This is a genomic window from Microbacterium sp. ZW T2_14 (genome assembly GCF_044987405.1).
GTDB lineage: Bacteria > Actinomycetota > Actinomycetes > Actinomycetales > Microbacteriaceae > Microbacterium.
Genome location: NZ_JBJDRK010000007.1, coordinates 29,038 through 45,421, shown reverse-complemented (window position 1 = coordinate 45,421; position 16,384 = coordinate 29,038). Strand labels below are relative to the sequence as shown.

The 16,384-nt window shown below is 69.4% G+C and carries 16 protein-coding genes and 2 tRNA genes; 7 read left to right on the top strand and 11 right to left on the bottom strand.

Going from position 1 to position 16,384, the window contains the following annotated elements:
• Positions 1-3: 3 nt before the first annotated feature.
• From ACI3KY_RS03990 to urtA, 8 genes are all read right to left on the bottom strand, one after another.
• Entirely contained in the window at positions 4-597 is a 594-nt protein-coding gene (locus tag ACI3KY_RS03990; protein ID WP_404928909.1) for a TetR/AcrR family transcriptional regulator, read from the bottom strand.
• The gene (locus ACI3KY_RS03985) at positions 594-1,187 is read right to left on the bottom strand and encodes a TetR/AcrR family transcriptional regulator (RefSeq protein ID WP_404928908.1); all 594 of its coding nucleotides are present in this window, start codon (positions 1,185-1,187) and stop codon (positions 594-596) included. Before ACI3KY_RS03985 ends, ACI3KY_RS03990 begins: the two co-directional genes overlap by 4 nt.
• Positions 1,184-2,890, bottom strand: coding sequence for a purine-cytosine permease family protein (locus ACI3KY_RS03980; RefSeq protein WP_404928907.1), 1,707 nt, complete (start codon positions 2,888-2,890; stop codon positions 1,184-1,186). Before ACI3KY_RS03980 ends, ACI3KY_RS03985 begins: the two co-directional genes overlap by 4 nt.
• A gap of 74 nt (positions 2,891-2,964) precedes the next feature.
• The gene (locus ACI3KY_RS03975) at positions 2,965-3,648 is read right to left on the bottom strand and encodes an ATP-binding cassette domain-containing protein (RefSeq protein ID WP_404928906.1); all 684 of its coding nucleotides are present in this window, start codon (positions 3,646-3,648) and stop codon (positions 2,965-2,967) included.
• A 1-nt stretch (position 3,649) separates the two neighbouring features.
• Entirely contained in the window at positions 3,650-4,471 is an 822-nt protein-coding gene (gene urtD, locus ACI3KY_RS03970) for an urea ABC transporter ATP-binding protein UrtD (protein WP_404928905.1), read from the bottom strand.
• The gene (urtC, locus tag ACI3KY_RS03965; RefSeq protein ID WP_404928904.1) at positions 4,468-5,619 is read right to left on the bottom strand and encodes an urea ABC transporter permease subunit UrtC; all 1,152 of its coding nucleotides are present in this window, start codon (positions 5,617-5,619) and stop codon (positions 4,468-4,470) included. Before urtC ends, urtD begins: the two co-directional genes overlap by 4 nt.
• Positions 5,616-6,500 carry an urea ABC transporter permease subunit UrtB gene (gene urtB, locus ACI3KY_RS03960; protein WP_404928903.1) on the bottom strand — a complete coding sequence of 295 codons (885 nt, stop codon included), beginning with the start codon at positions 6,498-6,500 and terminating at the stop codon, positions 5,616-5,618. The genes urtC and urtB overlap by 4 nt, the downstream gene beginning before the upstream one ends.
• Positions 6,501-6,593: 93 nt before the next feature.
• Positions 6,594-7,901 (bottom strand): urea ABC transporter substrate-binding protein, encoded by a 1,308-nt coding sequence (urtA, locus tag ACI3KY_RS03955; RefSeq protein ID WP_404928902.1) that lies wholly within the window; start codon positions 7,899-7,901, stop codon positions 6,594-6,596.
• 459 nt (positions 7,902-8,360) lie between these two features.
• Here urtA and ACI3KY_RS03950 point away from each other — a divergent pair, with 459 nt between their 5' ends.
• Genes ACI3KY_RS03950 through ACI3KY_RS03920 form a run of 7 tightly spaced genes read left to right on the top strand, consistent with a single transcriptional unit; the run spans position 8,361 to position 13,937 of the window.
• Positions 8,361-8,663, top strand: a complete 303-nt coding sequence (locus ACI3KY_RS03950) for an urease subunit gamma (RefSeq protein WP_194413084.1) — start codon at positions 8,361-8,363, stop codon at positions 8,661-8,663.
• 9 nt (positions 8,664-8,672) lie between these two features.
• On the top strand, positions 8,673-9,023 hold the full coding sequence (gene ureB / locus ACI3KY_RS03945; RefSeq protein WP_404928901.1) for an urease subunit beta: 351 nt from the start codon (positions 8,673-8,675) through the stop codon (positions 9,021-9,023).
• The gene (locus ACI3KY_RS03940; RefSeq protein ID WP_404928900.1) at positions 9,010-10,707 is read left to right on the top strand and encodes an urease subunit alpha; all 1,698 of its coding nucleotides are present in this window, start codon (positions 9,010-9,012) and stop codon (positions 10,705-10,707) included. The genes ureB and ACI3KY_RS03940 overlap by 14 nt, the downstream gene beginning before the upstream one ends.
• A gap of 8 nt (positions 10,708-10,715) precedes the next feature.
• Positions 10,716-11,390, top strand: a complete 675-nt coding sequence (locus tag ACI3KY_RS03935; protein ID WP_404928899.1) for an urease accessory protein UreF — start codon at positions 10,716-10,718, stop codon at positions 11,388-11,390.
• The gene (gene ureG, locus ACI3KY_RS03930; protein WP_404928897.1) at positions 11,383-12,165 is read left to right on the top strand and encodes an urease accessory protein UreG; all 783 of its coding nucleotides are present in this window, start codon (positions 11,383-11,385) and stop codon (positions 12,163-12,165) included. The genes ACI3KY_RS03935 and ureG overlap by 8 nt, the downstream gene beginning before the upstream one ends.
• 10 nt (positions 12,166-12,175) lie before the next feature.
• A complete protein-coding gene (locus tag ACI3KY_RS03925; RefSeq protein ID WP_404928896.1) occupies positions 12,176-12,952 on the top strand; it encodes an urease accessory protein UreD in 777 nt (258 codons plus the stop codon).
• Positions 12,933-13,937 (top strand): HoxN/HupN/NixA family nickel/cobalt transporter, encoded by a 1,005-nt coding sequence (locus tag ACI3KY_RS03920; protein WP_404928895.1) that lies wholly within the window; start codon positions 12,933-12,935, stop codon positions 13,935-13,937. The genes ACI3KY_RS03925 and ACI3KY_RS03920 overlap by 20 nt, the downstream gene beginning before the upstream one ends.
• Before the next feature lie 84 nt (positions 13,938-14,021).
• Here ACI3KY_RS03920 and ACI3KY_RS03915 read toward each other — a convergent pair.
• From ACI3KY_RS03915 to ACI3KY_RS03905, 3 genes are all read right to left on the bottom strand, one after another.
• Positions 14,022-14,095 (bottom strand) — tRNA-Met (locus ACI3KY_RS03915).
• Between the two features lie 34 nt (positions 14,096-14,129).
• Positions 14,130-14,201: transfer RNA gene (locus ACI3KY_RS03910), tRNA-Thr, on the bottom strand.
• A gap of 62 nt (positions 14,202-14,263) precedes the next feature.
• Positions 14,264-16,366 carry a peptidoglycan DD-metalloendopeptidase family protein gene (locus ACI3KY_RS03905; RefSeq protein ID WP_404928894.1) on the bottom strand — a complete coding sequence of 701 codons (2,103 nt, stop codon included), beginning with the start codon at positions 16,364-16,366 and terminating at the stop codon, positions 14,264-14,266.
• Positions 16,367-16,384: the final 18 nt, after the last annotated feature.

Here is a 16,384-nt window from a genome sequence, read left to right as displayed (position 1 = left end):
CGGTCAGCCGACGCGTGATCGAACCGGGTCCAGCACCGCCTCGGCGGCCCAGGCCGCGGCGTCGGCGATGTCGCGGCGACTCATTCCGAACTCCCGGTGGAAGGTCACCCACGTGGCGGCCGAGTCGAGGTGCGACAGGGCCGCGACGATCGCGATGCGCTCCGCACGTCCGAGAGAGGGGATCTCGGCATCGATCATCTGCTCCAGCCTGGCGCGCCTCGGGCTCGGTGCCGCGCCGCTGATCCCGCGCATCGTGGTCTCGGCCACCACATGCGCCAACTCCGGGCGCTGGTCGTACGACTCCATCGCCGCGCGAATGGCCAGAGGCGTGTCGAAGATGCTCGCGGATTCCTGCCGGGGGAAGATCCTCTGCTCGATCCAGGCCGCTGTCGCGAGCAGCAGATCGACCCGCGTCGGATAGTTGCGGAAGACGGTGCGCTCGCCGACGCCCGCCCGCCGGGCGATGAGCCGGAACGACACGTCGTCGGTGCCGAGCTCCTCTATGAGCTCCGCGTAGGCGGCGAGGATCGCCTCCTGCGTGCGGCTCACGTCGTGCGCTGCCCGCGCATCCGCGTCGGAGGTCGCCGACACGGTCATCGCCCTTCCCGTCGCGGCGCACCCATCTCGGTCTCGCTCGCCCTCCACCGCTCCCGCAGCACCTGGGCGACGGTGTGGTCGAAGACGTCCTCCATCTCGGCGGCGCTCATGTCGAAGCCGGTGCGCATCCGCGCCCAGAACGGGGGCGACGCGAAATACCGCAGCGCGGCTGCGACGCGTCGCAGGTCCCGCTCGTTCAGGGAGGGGTGATTCGTGGCGAGCATCGCCACGAGAGCCCTCGTGAAGAACGTCGGCTCCGCCTCGCCGGTCGGCGAGATCGTCGCCGCCCGGGCGCACACGAAAGCGAAGGCCGGCGACGCATCGAAGGCGTGGAACCTGGCGCGCGCGGCATCCCGGAACTGACCCATCGTGACGAATGGCGGGAAGGGGAACTCCGTGGCCTCGATCCAGCCTGCGAGCCCCTCGAGCAGATGCGATCTCGTCGGGAAGTGACGGTAGACCGTCCGCTCCGACACCCCCACCGCGTCGCCGAGGGTGCGGTACGAGATGTCGTCGAACGGGTTCTCGCGCAGAGCCGCAGCGGCGTGAGCGAGGATCGCGGTCGGAGTGTCGACGCCCTCCGCCATCATCCGCCTCGTCCCTTCTGCCGTTCGGCCTGCTCGGCGGTCCGTCCCGGCGAGTCGTTCTGCCGGGACGCCGGCTCGGCGGGCAGGAGATATCGATCCGAGTCGTCCAGCGTGAGCGCGAGCGACGAGACGTACTGGGTCTCGCCGTATGTCCCGCGCTCCGCCGACGCCAGCATATCCGGCCGCTCGAACGTATAGCCGGTGACGTGGCAGCGCAGCCGCTCACCAGACGGGTTTCCGTCGACATCGAGGATCGGTGAGGCGATGCCGTCGGTCTGGCGTCGCAGGTAGTACCGACCCCGAGTCAGCACGGCCATGAGCGGCGTCGTGATCACCGCCACGCCGATCGCGATCAGCACCGAGAGGGGCCGCACCGCCTCTCCGAACGCACCCGCGAAAGCCGCGAGCGACAGCAGCGACGCCAGACCGACCGACACGAGGCCGACCGGATTCCAGTCGCGCAGCATCCCGCGCCGGAATTCGGGGAACATCGGCGAGAGGTGAAGGAGGTGCTTGTTGATCGCGATGTCGGCGGCGATCGTGACCAGCCACGCCATCACGACGTTGGCGTACAGGCTGAGCACGAAGCTGATGAGGCTGAAGACGTCCATCCACATCAGTGCGAGCGCGATGGCGAGGTTGAAGAAGATGAAGACGGATCTTCCCGGGTAGGTCTTGGTCAGGCGGGTGTAGACGTTCGACCACGCCAGCGAGCCGGAGTAGGCGTTCGTGACGTTGATCTTCACCTGCGCGACGACGACGAGAACGAGCGCCAGCCCGATCGCCAGCCATTCCGGCATGATCGATTCGTAGAGGGCGATGAACTGCCGCACCGGCTCGGCCGCCTTCTGACCGAGCTGTGGATCGACACGCGTGATGAGGTAGACCGCCAGGAACACGCCGATGACCTGCTTGATGCCGCTGAAGAGCACCCAGCCGGGTCCGGCGAACAGCAGCGAACCCCACCACGCCCGTCTATTCAGAGAGGTACGCGGGGGCATCGCCCTGATGACGTCGATCTGCTCGGCGAGCTGTGGAGTGAGGGCGAAGCAGAGGGCGGCCGTCGCGACGATCGCCTGGAAGCTGACCTCCCCATCGGACTCGCCGGGGAACGCGACGAACGCGCTCACTGCTGCGGGGTCCGACACGATCACCCAGAGCAACGGCAGGAGCGCGAGCGCGAGCCACAGCGGCGTGGTCCAGAACTGCAGCCGCTCGAGTGCGCGCATCCCGTAGATGACGATGGGGATCACCACCACCGTGGAGATGAGGTAGCCGACCGGCAGCGGGATCGCGACCGCGATGTGCAGCCCCTGCGCCATGATCGCCCCCTCCAGGGCGAAGAAGATGCACGTGAACACCGCGAAGATGACTGTCGTGATCGACGAGCCGTAGTAGCCGAACCCCGACCCGCGCGCGATGAGATCCAGATCGAGGTTGTAGCGGGCGGCGTAGTAGGCGATGGGCAGCCCGACGAGGAAGATCGTGATGGATGCGAACAGGATGCCGAGAACGGCGTTGTGGGTGCCGTGCTCGATCCCGCCGCTGGCACCGATGGAGAAGTCGGCGAGGAAGGCGATCGAGCCGAGGGCGGTGACGCCGATGGAACCGGCGCTCCAGCGCCGGAACGATCGCGGGACATAGCGGAAGGCGTAGTCTTCGAGGCTGTCCTCGGCGGCTGCCCGCGCGTTGTCTGCCCTGCCCACCCGGACCCCCTGCGGCTCGCGTCACGCTCATTGTGCGCCCCCGCGTGTTACAGCCGCATTGCGCGCAGACGGCGCTAGATCGCCATGGCCGCTCGCACCCCTTCCGCGGCGGACGCTCCGCCGTCACCCACGCTCGAGACGAAGCCGCTCGCGAGCACGAGGTACTTGTCGGCGGCCTCCAACGCGAAGCCGATGTGCTGCTCGACGAGGAGAACGGACAGCCCCTCGCTCGCGAGCTGCATGACCGTGTGTTCGATCTCGGCCACGATCGTGGGCTGGATGCCCTCGGTCGGCTCGTCGAGGATGAGCATCTTCGGCTCGGTGATGAGCGCCCGTGCGATCGCGAGCTGCTGGCGCTGCCCGCCCGAGAGCAGGCCGGCCTTGCGGCCCGCGAACTTCTCCAAGGCGGGGAACCGCGACAGCTGCTGCTCGATGAGCGCCTTGCCGCGCTTGCGACCGTCCGCGACGAGCTGCAGGTTCTCCATCGTCGTGAGCTGCGGGAACGACTGCTGGCCCTGCGGGACGTACGCCATGCCACGCGCGACGCGCTTGTTGGGAGGCAGCGACGTGACGTCGTCTCCGTCGAAGATCACCTGACCGCTGCGCGGCTTGATGAGCCCGATCGCGACCCGCAGCAGCGTCGACTTGCCGGCGCCGTTGTGGCCGAGCACGGCGACCACCTTGGCCGCGGGCAGCGTCACACCGTGCAGCACGAGCGTGGGGCCGTATCCGGCCTGGATCTCATTCAGCTCGAGCACGTCAGACTCCCTCTTCCTGCATCGCGGCATCGGCGGTCGCCGTCGTCGCGTCGGGCACCACGGCCATGGCCGCCGTGGTTGCGGCCCCCGCGGTGCCGAGGTACACCTCCTGCACCCGGGGGTCGGCCTGCACCTGCGCGACGGCCCCCTCCGAGAGGACCTTGCCCTGATGCAGCACCGTGACGCGCGACGCGTAGCGGCGCATGAAGTCCATGTCGTGTTCGACGACCAGGACGATGCGACGCTGGGCGATCCGCTGCAGCAGTTCTCCCGTCGCGGTCCGCTCGTCCTGGCTCATTCCGGCCACCGGCTCGTCGAGCAGGAGGGCGCGCGGGTCCTGCACGAGCATCATGCCGATCTCCAGCCACTGCTTCTGGCCGTGGGACAGGATGCCGGCGGGAGTGTCGCGCTCACCGCTGAGGCCGGTCTCCTCCAGCGCCGACTCGATCGCCGGGTCGACGCCGCGGCGCGCTCGCAGCAGCGACAGCGAGGAGCGGTGCAGTCCCGCCGCGATGTCGAGGTTCTGCAGCACGGAGAGCTGCTCGAAGACGCTCGCGGTCTGGAAGGTGCGCCCGACTCCGAGCCGCACGATCTTCTGGGTCGACCTGCCTAGGAGCTCCTGCCCTGCGAGCGTGACCGAGCCCGTGCCTTTGGAAAGTCCGGTGATGGCGTCGATGCAGGTGGTCTTGCCGGCGCCGTTCGGACCGATGAGGAAGCGGACTTCCCCCGGGTGGGCGTCGAACGAGACCCCGCCGACCGCGACGAAGCCGTCGAACTCGACCCGGAGATCGGTGACGACGAGTGAATCCTCGGCCGCGGTCACTTCGCCACCTCCTCTTCCAGGTGCTCGGGCTCATCGATGCGCACGGGTTCTTCAACCGGCTCGAGCACAGGTGCCGGATCGGGCAGGGCAGCAGGCGATGTGTCGCGCGGGCGCCAGACCAGACCCTTCGCCTTTGCGAACAGCGACGACAGCCCCATCGGGAGGAAGAGCGTCACCAGGATGAAGACGAGGCCGAGGATGTAGATCCACCCGTCGGGCCAGCTGGACCCGAGACTCGACTGTCCCCATCCGATGGCCATCGCCCCCAGAGCCGGACCGAAGAGCGAGGCACGGCCTCCGAGCGCCACACCGGCGATCATGAGGATCGAGGCCGAGGCGCCGATCTCGGCCGGGGTGATGATGCCCACGATCGGGACGAAGAGGGCTCCCGCGATGCTGGCCATGACGGCGGCGACCACGTAGGCGACCAGTTTGATGTTGGCGGGGTCGTAACCGAGGAACCGGACCCGCTCCTCGGCATCGCGCGTGGCGATCAGCAGCTCGCCGAAGCGACTGCGGTTGAGCTGCCACACCGCGAGCAGGCACAGGATGAGCAGCGATGCGGCGATCATGAAGACCATGACCTTGTTCGCGTCGTCGTTCAGGACGTACCCGAAGAAGTACTTGAAGTCGCTGAGCCCCGTATCGCCACCGGTCTCGCGGATCGTCGAGCTGATCAGGACGGCGAGGGCCACGGCGAGCGCCTGCGACAGGATCGCGAAGTACGCCCCCTTGATCCTCCGCTTGAACAGGGCGTAGCCGAGCACGCCTGCCACGATGACCGGCAGCAGCAGGATGGCCGCCAGCGTGAACGCGTCACTGCGGAACGGCTCCCAGAACGCCGGAAGCGACGCGGACGGGTCGTACAGGATCATGAAGACGGGGAGGCCTCCCGGTGCCGTGCTCTCCAGCGTGAGATGCATCGCCATGGCGTAGGCACCGAGCCCGAAGAAGACGCCCTGGCCGAGGACGAGCATGCCTCCTCGCCCCCAGGCGAGGCCGATCCCGACTGCGGCGATCGCCCAGCAGCAGTACTTGCCGAGGTTGTTGATCCAGTGCATGGACAGGACGGCTGGCGCGACCACCAGGAGCAGCACGGCGAACACCGCGATGCCGATCAGCGGAAGCCACGGCTTGATTTTGGTCATGTCAACCCCCGGGTGCGGACCGTGAACAGGCCCTGTGGGCGGAACTGCAGGAACACGACGAGCAGCACGAAGGCGAGCACTTGGGCCATGCTTCCCGTCGTCCAGTCGGCGAAGAACGACAGCGCGATGCCCAGCGCCCACGCGGCGATCACCGTGCCCTTGATCTGGCCGACACCTCCGGCGACCACCACCAGGAACGCGGGGATGATGTACTGCGTGCCCATCTGAGAATTCGTGCCGCCGATCAGGGAGGCGGCGACGCCGGCGACACCGGCCAGGCCGGAACCGACGAAGAAGGTGATGCGGTCGATGTTGCGGGTGCGGATGCCGCTGGTCTCGGCGAGGTCCCTGTTCTGGACGGTCGCCCTGATCCGGCGTCCGAAGGACGAGTACTTCAGCCACGCCGCCAACGCGATCAGGCACACGGCGGCCAGCACGATGGTGAACACCTGCCGCAGCGGCCACGCGTAGCCGAAGACGTCGATCTGCCCGTCCAGCCACCCGGGGGCCTCCACCGGGACGCCCTGCGCGGGGAAGATCTGGAGCGCCAGCTGCTGGAGGATGAGCGCCACCCCGACCGTGACCAGGAGCGTGTCGAGCGGCCGCCGATACATCCACTGGATGATGCCGATCTCGAGAAGAAGGCCGAGCAGACCCGCCCCGAGGAACGCGAGCGGCAGCGCGAGCAGGATGGAGATGTTGCTCGAGGTCACGACCAGCTGCGTCACGTAGGCGATGAAGGCGCCGGCCATGATGAACTCGCCGTGCGCCATGTTGATCACCCCCATCTGGCCGAAGGTGAGGGTGAGCCCGAGCGCTGCCAGCAGCAGCAGCGCACCCAGCGCGGTGCCGTTCAGCAGGGGCGGTAAGAGTGCATCCACGTGCTTTCGCTCTCTGTGCGGTCGGGAGTTCTCAAGCGGTGGGAGGCGGGGTCCCGTGGCCGGGTGGACACGGGACCCCACCTCCGGTGAGGATCAGCCCGCGGCGGCTACCAGCGCATCGCGGACGTCAGCGGGGAACCAGTCGTAGCCCTCGAGGTACGGGTCGGGCTCGATGAAGCCGTCGGACGACCAGACGATGTCGAACTGGTTCTCGGCGTTGATCTTGCCGATGTTGCCCGGCTTCGAGATGTGGTGGTTCTTGCCGTCGAGCGTGACGACGCCCTCCGGCGCATCGACGGTGATCCCGCCCGCCGCGGCGGCCGCATTCACGTCGTCGACCTCGAACGAACCTGCCGCTTCGACCAGCTCCTTGTAGAGGTAGAGCGAGATGTACGCCGCCTCCATGGGGTCGGAGGTCACGCCGCTGCTGCCGGGGTAGGCCTTCCAGCGCTCGATGAACGCCGGGTTGTTGGGCGTGTCCATCGACTGGAAGTAGTTCCACGACGCGTAGTTGCCGGTGACTTCGTGGCCCATGGCCGGCGCCTCCTCCTCGGCGATCGACACCGAGATGATCGGGGTCGTCTCCGGGGTGAGACCGGCGTCGTAGTAGGCCTTGACGAAGCCGACGTTCGACGAGCCGTTGATCGTGTTGAAGACGAAGTCCGGGTCCGCCGCGACGATCTTGGACACCTGGGTGGTCCAGTCGTCCTTGTCGAGGGGCACGTACTCCTCACCGACGATCTCGATGCCGAGCTCTTCGGCGTAGAGCTTGATGATCGCGTTCGCGGTGCGCGGGAACACATAGTCGGAGCCGGCCAGGAACAGCGTCTTCACCCCCTGCGCGGCGAGGTAGTCCATCGCGGGGATGATCTGCTGGTTGGTGGTCGCGCCGGTGTAGTAGATGTTCGGCGACGATTCGAGGCCTTCGTACTGCACCGGGTAGAAGAAGAGTCCGTTGTTCTCCTCGACGACGGGCTTGACGGCCTTGCGGGAGGACGAGGTCCAACCGCCGAAGATCGCGGCGACGCAGTCCTGGGTGAGCAGCTTCTCCGTCTTCTCCGCGAAGGTGGGCCAGTCGGTGGCACCGTCTTCCTGGATGTACTCGATCTGCTTGCCCAGGATGCCGCCGTCGGCGTTGATCTCGTCCGCGGCCATGTGCAGGACGTTGGAGACGGTCTGCTCCGAGATGGCCATGCCGCCGGTGAGCGAATTGAGGAAGCCGAGCTTGATCGTGTCACCGGAGGTGTCGATGCAGCTTGCCGGGGCTGCGGCATCCGATTCGGCGGCCGTCGGAGCATCGCCGGCGCGGGAACCGCAGCCGGCGAGCACGAGGGCGACAGTCGCCGCGAGAGCGGGAACGGCCAGCAGGCTGCGCGCCCGCCGTGTCCTGTTCGTTGTCATGGGAACTCCGTTTCTGTGTGATGCAGGTGGTGCGTTCTCGGGTGGTGGCCCGTCCTGCGGGCACGCCGGATGACGCCGTCGCACCGGCACCGCCCGCAGCAACGCCGAAGGAAGGACGTGTTGCGGGTGTGACGGAACGCGCTGATCGGTGAGTCGGACGTGCGGTGCAGAGGTGGGCCGGTGGTGGGTCTCGATGCCTGCTGGTGCCGGGCTTCGCGTGCCGGTTGGATCGGCGGAAGGTGGTCGCCGACTGCTGCGGTCCTTGCCAGCATGGGCGCGTGACATTGCTCTGACATTTCTCGATTGTTCCGATCCTGTTAATCGTCAGCCGCGATACGACCCGAATGGACCGTAATTCCGCGGCTCTCGGAGCGGATGCCGAAATCGGCGAGCCTTCGCAGCCTCCGCCGAACACAGGCGCTATGGCACACTTCTGACATCACCCGCCCGGAGGACTGCATGCACTTCACGCCCGCCGAAACCGAGAAGCTCCTGTTGTCGGTCGCCGCGATGGTCGCCCGCGACCGGCTTGAGCGCGGCATCCTGCTCAACCACCCCGAGACAGTCGCCCTTCTCTCCTCCTGGGTGATCGAGCGGGCACGGGAAGGTCGCGGCGTCGCCGAGCTGATGCAGGAGGGCCGCACCGTCCTCACGCGGGACCAGGTGATGGCGGGCGTTCCCGAGATGCTCGCCGACGTGCAGGTGGAGGCGACCTTTCCCGACGGTCGCAAGCTCGTCACCGTCCACCATCCGATCGACTGAGGAGTCGCTGTGGCATCCGCTACCTTCCAGGGCCCCGGCGCCTACCGGATCCGACCCGGACGCATCGAGCTCAACGCCGATCGGGGCGAGGCGGAGCGCATCCGGCTGGTGTTCGTGAACACCGGCGACCGGCCGATCCAGATCGGCTCGCACATCCACCTTCCCGATGTCAATCCGGCCTTGCAGTTCGACCGCGCGCTGGCGCACGGGTTCCGCCTCGACATCGCATCCGGGACCTCGCAGCGCTTCGAGCCGGGCGCATCACGAGAGCTGGACGCCGTCGCGCTGCGCGGAGCGCGTCGGGTTCCCGGCATCCAGGTCAAGACCGACGGACAGGAGCTGCTCGATGGTCTGGCTTGACCGGTCGCGGTACGCCGCGATCTACGGCCCGACGGTCGGAGACGAGGTCCGCCTCGGCGACACCGACCTGTGGATACAGATCGAGCGCGATCTCACCGTGGGCGGGGAGGAAGCCGTCTTCGGCGGCGGCAAGTCCATCCGCGAATCCATGGCGCAGGCGACGATGACGCGGGCGGAGGGTGCGCTCGACACCGTCATCACGAACGCGATCATCCTGGACTGGTGGGGCATCGTCCGCGCCGACATCGGCATCCGTGACGGTCGCATCGTCGGCATCGGCCATGCCGGCAATCCCGACATCAGCGACGGCATCGACATGGTCATCGGGCCCTCGACCGATGTCATCTCCGGCGAGGGACGCATCGTCACCGCCGGCGCCATCGACTCGCACGTGCACCTGCTCTCGCCCTCGCAGATCCACGAGGCACTCGCCACCGGGATCACCACGATCGTGGGCGGCGGCACCGGCCCCTCCGAAGGATCGAAGGCGACGACCGTCACCCCGGGCGCCTGGCATCTGTCCGCCATGCACCGCGCGCTCGATCCCCTCCCCGTCAACGTCCTGCTGCTCGGCAAGGGCAACACCGTATCGATGGCTGCGCTCAAGGAGCAGGCGCTCGCGGGCGCAGCGGGCTACAAGGTGCACGAGGACTGGGGCTCCTCCCCCGCCGCCATCGACGCCTCGCTGCGGGCCGCCGAGGAGTGGGGCCTGCAGGTCGCGCTGCACTCCGACTCGCTGAACGAGGCCGGCTTCGTCGAGTCGACCATCGCGGCGATGGGCGGCCGCTCGATCCACGCGTTCCACGTCGAGGGCGCCGGCGGCGGTCACGCGCCCGACATCCTGTCGATCGCGGGCCTGCCGAACGTGATCCCGGGATCGACGAACCCGACACTCCCGCACACCGTGAACACCGTCGCCGAGCACCTCGACATGCTGATGGTCTGCCACCACCTCAACCCCGCGGTGCCGGAGGATCTCGCGTTCGCGGAGTCCCGCATCCGTGCCACCACGATCGCAGCGGAAGACATCCTCCACGACATCGGAGCACTGTCGGTGACCTCGTCCGACGCGCAGGCCATGGGCCGCATCGGCGAAGTGGTCACGCGCACCTGGCAGGTGGCGCACGTCATGAAGCACCGTCGCGGTCCGTTGGACGGGGGGATGCCGGCCGACAACGAGCGCGCACGGCGCTACGTGGCGAAGTACACGATCAACCCCGCCATCGCCCACGGCATCGCCTACGACGTCGGATCGATCGAAGTGGGCAAGCTCGCCGACCTGACGGTGTGGGACCCGAAGTTCTTCGGCGTCCGCCCGGCCGTCGTGGTCAAGGGCGGAGCGATCGCATGGGCCGCGCTCGGCGACCCGAACGCGTCGATCCCGACACCGCAGCCCGTGATGATGCGCCCGTCCTTCGGCGACACGATCGGGGCAGACCTGTCCGTCACGTACGTCTCGCCCGCGGCCCTCGAGGACGGCCTCGCCGAGACGCTCGGCCTGCGCCGGCGCCTCGCAGCCGTCGAGTCCACGCGTCACATCGGCAAGGCCGACATGAAGAACAACGACGTGCTGCCCGCCATCCGCATCCGTCCCGACACCTTCGAGATCGCGATCGACGGCGAGGACGTCGAACCGGCGCCCGCGGCATCCCTCCCTCTCGCCCAGCTGTACAACCTGTTCTGAGACGCGCCATGGACTCCGCCGCGCACACCGTCACCATGCTGCTCGCCGACGCACGTCTTCCTTCGGGCGGGCACGCGTTCTCGGCGGGTGTCGAACCGGCGATCCAGGCCGGGCTCGCGCGAGCGGACGTCGGGGCGTTCCTGCGCGGGCGGGCCCGCACGACGACGCTGGTGGATGCCGCGACCGCTGTCGTGGCGCGGCGGGCCGGCCTGAGCGGCACGCCGTATGCGCCCATCGAACGAGCGTGGGCGGCTCGGACGCCGAGCCGCGCCGCGCGGATCGCCTCGATGGACCTCGGCCGCGGGCTGCTGCGTCTCGCGCAGCGCCTGTGGCCGCAGTCACCGGCGATCGTCGCGCTGGCCGCAGGCGACGCGGCGACGCCACCTCGCCCGATCGTGCTCGGTGCGATCGCCGCCCATGCGGGGCTCGATGCCGAGACCCTCGTGCGCGTCGCCGTCTACGACGACATGGCCGGCGGCGTCGCGGCCGTCCTCAAACTCGAACCCGGCGACCCTGTCGACGGTGTGCGCCTCGTCATCGACGCGTGCGCGGCGGTCGATCCCCTCGTCCCGCAGCTGGCGGCAGTCGACTCACCGGAGGCGATCCCGGCAGCCAGCGCCCCCCAAGCCGAAGCGTGGACAGAGGTCCACGCCCTCACGAACAGGAGACTCTTCCGTGCCTGACTCATCCACCGCTCCTCGCGCGCTGCGGCTCGGCGTCGCCGGCCCCGTCGGCACCGGCAAATCGTCGCTCATCGCCACGGTGTGCCGCACGCTGGCGACCGAGCTGCGCCTCGGCGTCATCACGAACGACATCTACACCGATGAGGATGCCCGGTTCCTCCGCTCCGCGGGCGTGCTCGACCCCGAGCGCATCCGCGCCGTCGAGACCGGTGCGTGCCCGCACACCGCGATCCGCGACGACATCACCACCAATCTGCTGGCCGCCGAAGACCTCGAGCGCGACTTCGCCCCCCTCGACGTGGTGCTCATCGAGTCGGGCGGCGACAACCTCACGGCGACGTTCTCGCCGGCCCTCGTCGACGCGCAGATCTTCGTCCTCGACGTCGCCGGCGGGGGCGATGTCGCGCGGAAGGGCGGCCCGGGCATCGGCCGCGCCGACCTCCTCGTCGTCAACAAGACCGATCTCGCGCCGTATGTCGGCGTCGACGTGGCGCAGATGGTGACGGATGCCGAAGCGGCGCGCGACGGCCGCGCCGTGCTGGCGCTGTCGCGGCACGACGCCGCATCGGTCGCGGCGCTGCGGGCATGGGTGCTCACAATGCTCGCGAGTCACCGCGAAGGAACCCACATCCCGCAGGACCCCGGCCCGATGGCGCCGCACTTCCACGCCGACGAGGAGCACCCGGACGACGGCTTCGTCCATTCGCACGAACACGAATCCTCCGACGGCACCCCTGTCCACGACCATTCGCGCACACCGGCCGCGCAGCGCTGAGAACGAACGAGTGAGCTCCACGCGCATCGCGGTGACCGCGGGCGAACCCCGCGCGCACGTCGACCTTGCCGTGGGCGCGCTCGCACCGCGGCTCATCTCGCGCGATCGCACCCATGCACGCATAGCCGTCGCCGCGGCCGGCATGGTGCTGCTCGGCGGCGACCACGTGCACCTGGAGATCGAGGTCGGCCCGGGGTGCACCGTCGAGATCGAGGATGTCGGGGGCACTGTCGCGTATCGCGGTGCGCGTTCCTCGTGGGTTCTCGACGTCGCGATCGGGGCCGGCGGGACGCTGCTGTGGCACGGTCTGCCCTTTGTCGTCACCGATGGTGCGGACGCCGAACGCCGAACCTCCCTCACCCTCGGCTCGGAGGCGCGAGCGGTGATCCGCGAGACGCTCGTGCTCGGCAGGTACGGCGAACGGGGCGGGCGATTGGCCTCAGCGCTCGACGTCTCCGACAGCGGCGGACCGATCCTGGTGGAACGACTGGAGGCGGCCGGCGATGCGCCCGAGCCCGGAGTGCTCGGCGGCAACCGCGTGATCGATGCCGTGATCGCCGTCGGATTCCGCCCGCCCACCCAGCCGGGGGACCTCGAGTTCGATCTGCCCGGCGCCATGGCACGACACCTCTCGGATCACACCCACGGCTCCCCCCTCGACCGCGTGTGGGAGGCCTGGGTCGCGCACGGGCGGGAGCGGGCGCGCACGCCCGAATCAGAACGCACGCCGGAGCCGAAAAACACGCCCGAGCCGGAAAGGACTCGCAGTGACAGCCCTGCACGTTGACCAGCCCGCGACGCGGATCCGTCGCGGCACGATCGGCGTCGTCTCGCTGATCGTCCTCCTGCACGTTCTCGGCTGGGGAGTCCTCGTCCTCCTGGTGATCCCCGCCGGCATCCCACTCGGTGGTGGCGGCGGCGCGCTGGTCACCCTCGGCGTCGGGGTCACCGCGTATGCCTTGGGCGTGCGCCACGCGTTCGACGCGGACCACATCGCGGCGATCGACAACACCACCCGCCGCCTCGCCGAACGCGGCAAGCCGGCCGGCACCGTCGGATTCTGGTTCTCGCTCGGCCACTCGACGATCGTCGTCGTGCTCTGCATCGCGCTGGCACTGGGGATCACCGCCATCGGCGCCTCCCTCGCCGATGACTCCTCCGCCCTTCGCACCTGGACCGGCATCATCGGCCCGACCGTCTCCGGCCTCTTCCTGCTCGTGATCGCCGCCCTCAACATCGCGTCGCTCCGGCATCGGCACGGGCACGCGGGCGGACCGGTGCTGCGGATGCTCGGGCCCCTCGAGCGAGCAGTGGACCGCCCTTCCCGCATGTACGTCGTCGGGCTGCTGTTCGGTCTCGGCTTCGACACCGCGACGGAGATCGGGCTGCTCACGCTCGCGGGCGCGGCCACCTTCGCAGCGGTGCCCTGGTGGGCGGCGCTCACCCTGCCGATCCTGTTCGCCGCCGGAATGAGCGCCTTCGACACCACCCAGGGAGCGGTCATGCGCCGTGCGTACAGCTGGCGGCCTGGTCGTCGTCACCTGGGCGACGTCTACGCGCTCGCGATGACCGGCATCTCGGTGGTGGCCGCGGTGTTGATCGCGGTCGTCCAGCTGGCGGACGTGCTCGCGACGAATCTCGGCCTCGGCGGCCCGCTGCCCTGGGTGGCATCCATCGGCATCGACGGCCTCGGGTTCGCGCTGACGGGCGTGCTGCTCATCACCTGGGCCGTCGTGCTGGTGGCCCTGCGACCGCCTCGGGCGACGAATTGATCCGTCGACCGCCCCCCTGATCCCCGGACTTCATCCGGGCAAGAAGAAAGCCCCGGAGAATCGGCGAGATTCCGGGGCGATCCGTAGCAGGAGCGGGGCTTGAACCCGCGACCTCACGATTATGAGTCGTGCGCTCTCACCAACTGAGCTACCCTGCCGCACGGCATCCGAGGAATGAAGATGGATGCTGCGAGCCCCGAGTCAGGATTGAACTGACGACCCCTTCCTTACCATGGAAGTGCTCTGCCACTGAGCTATCGGGGCGTGCTGCCTGCGAGCAGGCAACTAGAAGAGAATACCAGAGGCCCGGCATCCTTCCGAACCGGTCAGCCCACCGTGTGGGTGCCGTCGGTGTACTCCTGGAGCCACGGCCACGGGTCGATCGCGGTGGTGCCGTTCTTCAGGATCTCGAAGTGCGTGTGTGCACCGTACGAGCGTCCCGTGTTGCCGGTGTGACCGATCACCGTGCCGACCGTGACGTGCTGACCGGCGGTGACCTCGAGCGACCCGTACTGCATGTGCGCGTAGTGGCTCGAGAACAGTTGGCCGTCGACGATGTGGTCGATGATCACGTGCACGCCGTAGGCGCCGCCGGCCTCGGACGCGACCCGCACCGTGCCGTCGGCGATCGCCTGCACCGGCGCGCCGTTGCCCGGCGTGAAGTCGATGCCCTCGTGCATGCGGCCCGAGCGCATTCCGAACCCGTACGACATCGTCACGCCGACCGCGAAGGGCCACTGGATGTTCGAGTTCGGGTTGTTGCGGAACAGGTTCGAGAAGTTCTTGATGCCGGCCTCGGACGCCAGCTGCGCGGTCGTCGTGGTCGTGTAGTTCTCGGTGCGCTGGAGGGTGTCGTTCTGCGCGTCCCCCGGGGCGACGTACGCCTGGATCTCGGCTTCGTCGATGACCGGCACCGTGTTGTCGCCCGCTGCGACGACCGAGAGCGCGGCGTCGGTGCCGTTCACGGCGGCTACCGCCTCCGCAGGCGTGGTCATGCCGACCGCGAGGAGGCCGACGATTCCCAGCACACCGACCGAGAACGACGCCGTCGCCGTCCGGCGGAAAGCGGATCCGCGACGCGCCGGCGAGGGCGAGGACGTGCGCTGAGGGGCCTCCGCCGCGGGTGCGGGACCGGCCGGGCGCGCGGCCCGCTGGACGGGCGTCTCGCCCGTGAACGCGAACAGCCGCGCGGCTGCCTCGAATTCATCGATATCGGATGCCGCGGGCTGAGGGATCGGTCCGGTCAGGGGCCCGACCCGCTCGGGGCGGGGCTGCTCGGCGTGCGGCGACGAGGGCGCTTCGGTGGACTGCGGCGCGCTGGCCTGCGACGCGGTCTGCGACGGCGCGGTCTGCGAGGCGGTGGCCTGCGGGGCGGCGGTCTGCGTCGCGGCATCCGGGGAGCCGGCGGTCGCTGCGGGCGCGGGTGTCTGCGAGGCAGGGATGCGTCGACGGCCGGGCACGGTGCGCGAGGATGCCGTGGTCCGCGTCTCGGCCGACGGCACGGCGATGGACGGTGACTCGGCGACCTGGGGCGCTGTCGTATCGGGCATCGGCGGCTGAGCCGTGGTCTGGGGTGCCGCGACGCGCGGCGCTGCCGGCGTGTGCGTGACGGGGCTGTGCGCGCTGACGCCGGTTTCGACGACCGCGGGGGTCGACGCGACCGCGGCTGCCGCCTGAGCGGCGAGCAGCTTTGCGAAGGTGTCGGCGACCCACGTGGAGCCCGTGTCGGCGGCCGACGGGGCGACCGTCTCGGCGACGGCGACCGGCGCCTCGGCAGTGGTCTCAAGAGTGGGCTCGAGAAGCTCGAACGGCTCGGCGGGAACGAGCACGGTGTCCAGCAGCGGCGCCGGCTCTTCGCGCGTCGGCAGCTCGGCCTCGAACGTGGCAGCGGGGCGCTCCGGCGCGGCCGGCGCCTGCGCGGCGATCGGCGGGAGGGCACTCGAGGCCTCGGTGCTCGACGGCGCGGTGCTCGAGGGCGGAGCGATCGTGGACTGCGGGCCGGTCTGCGCGCGACGTGTGCGTCGGCTCGCCTGCTCCGCGGCGGCGGGCGCCGGCGCGGACGATGCCGAGCGGACGCGAACGGGCGCGGCCACCGGATCGATGTCGGGGCCGGAAACGACCGGCAGGTCCACGGACGACGGAGCCGGAGCCGGAAGAGCGGGAGCCGGCGCGACGGCAGGCACCGCCGGTGCGGCACCTGCAGGAGCGCTGATGTTCGACGACGCCGGCGTCTGCGCCGCGGGCAGGGCCGCGGCATCCGTCCGCTTCGTGTCGACGGGACGACCCCAGACCACCGCGGGACGCTCGGGAGCCGTGCTCGCCGCCTGCCGCCGCACCGTGGCGCGGCCGGTCCCCGGGGTCTCCGGCGTCGCCTGGACAGGCGTCGGGGAGGTGCGGCTGGATCGGCGCGTGGGCGCAGGCTCAGCCATGGGGGCATCAAAAGGCAA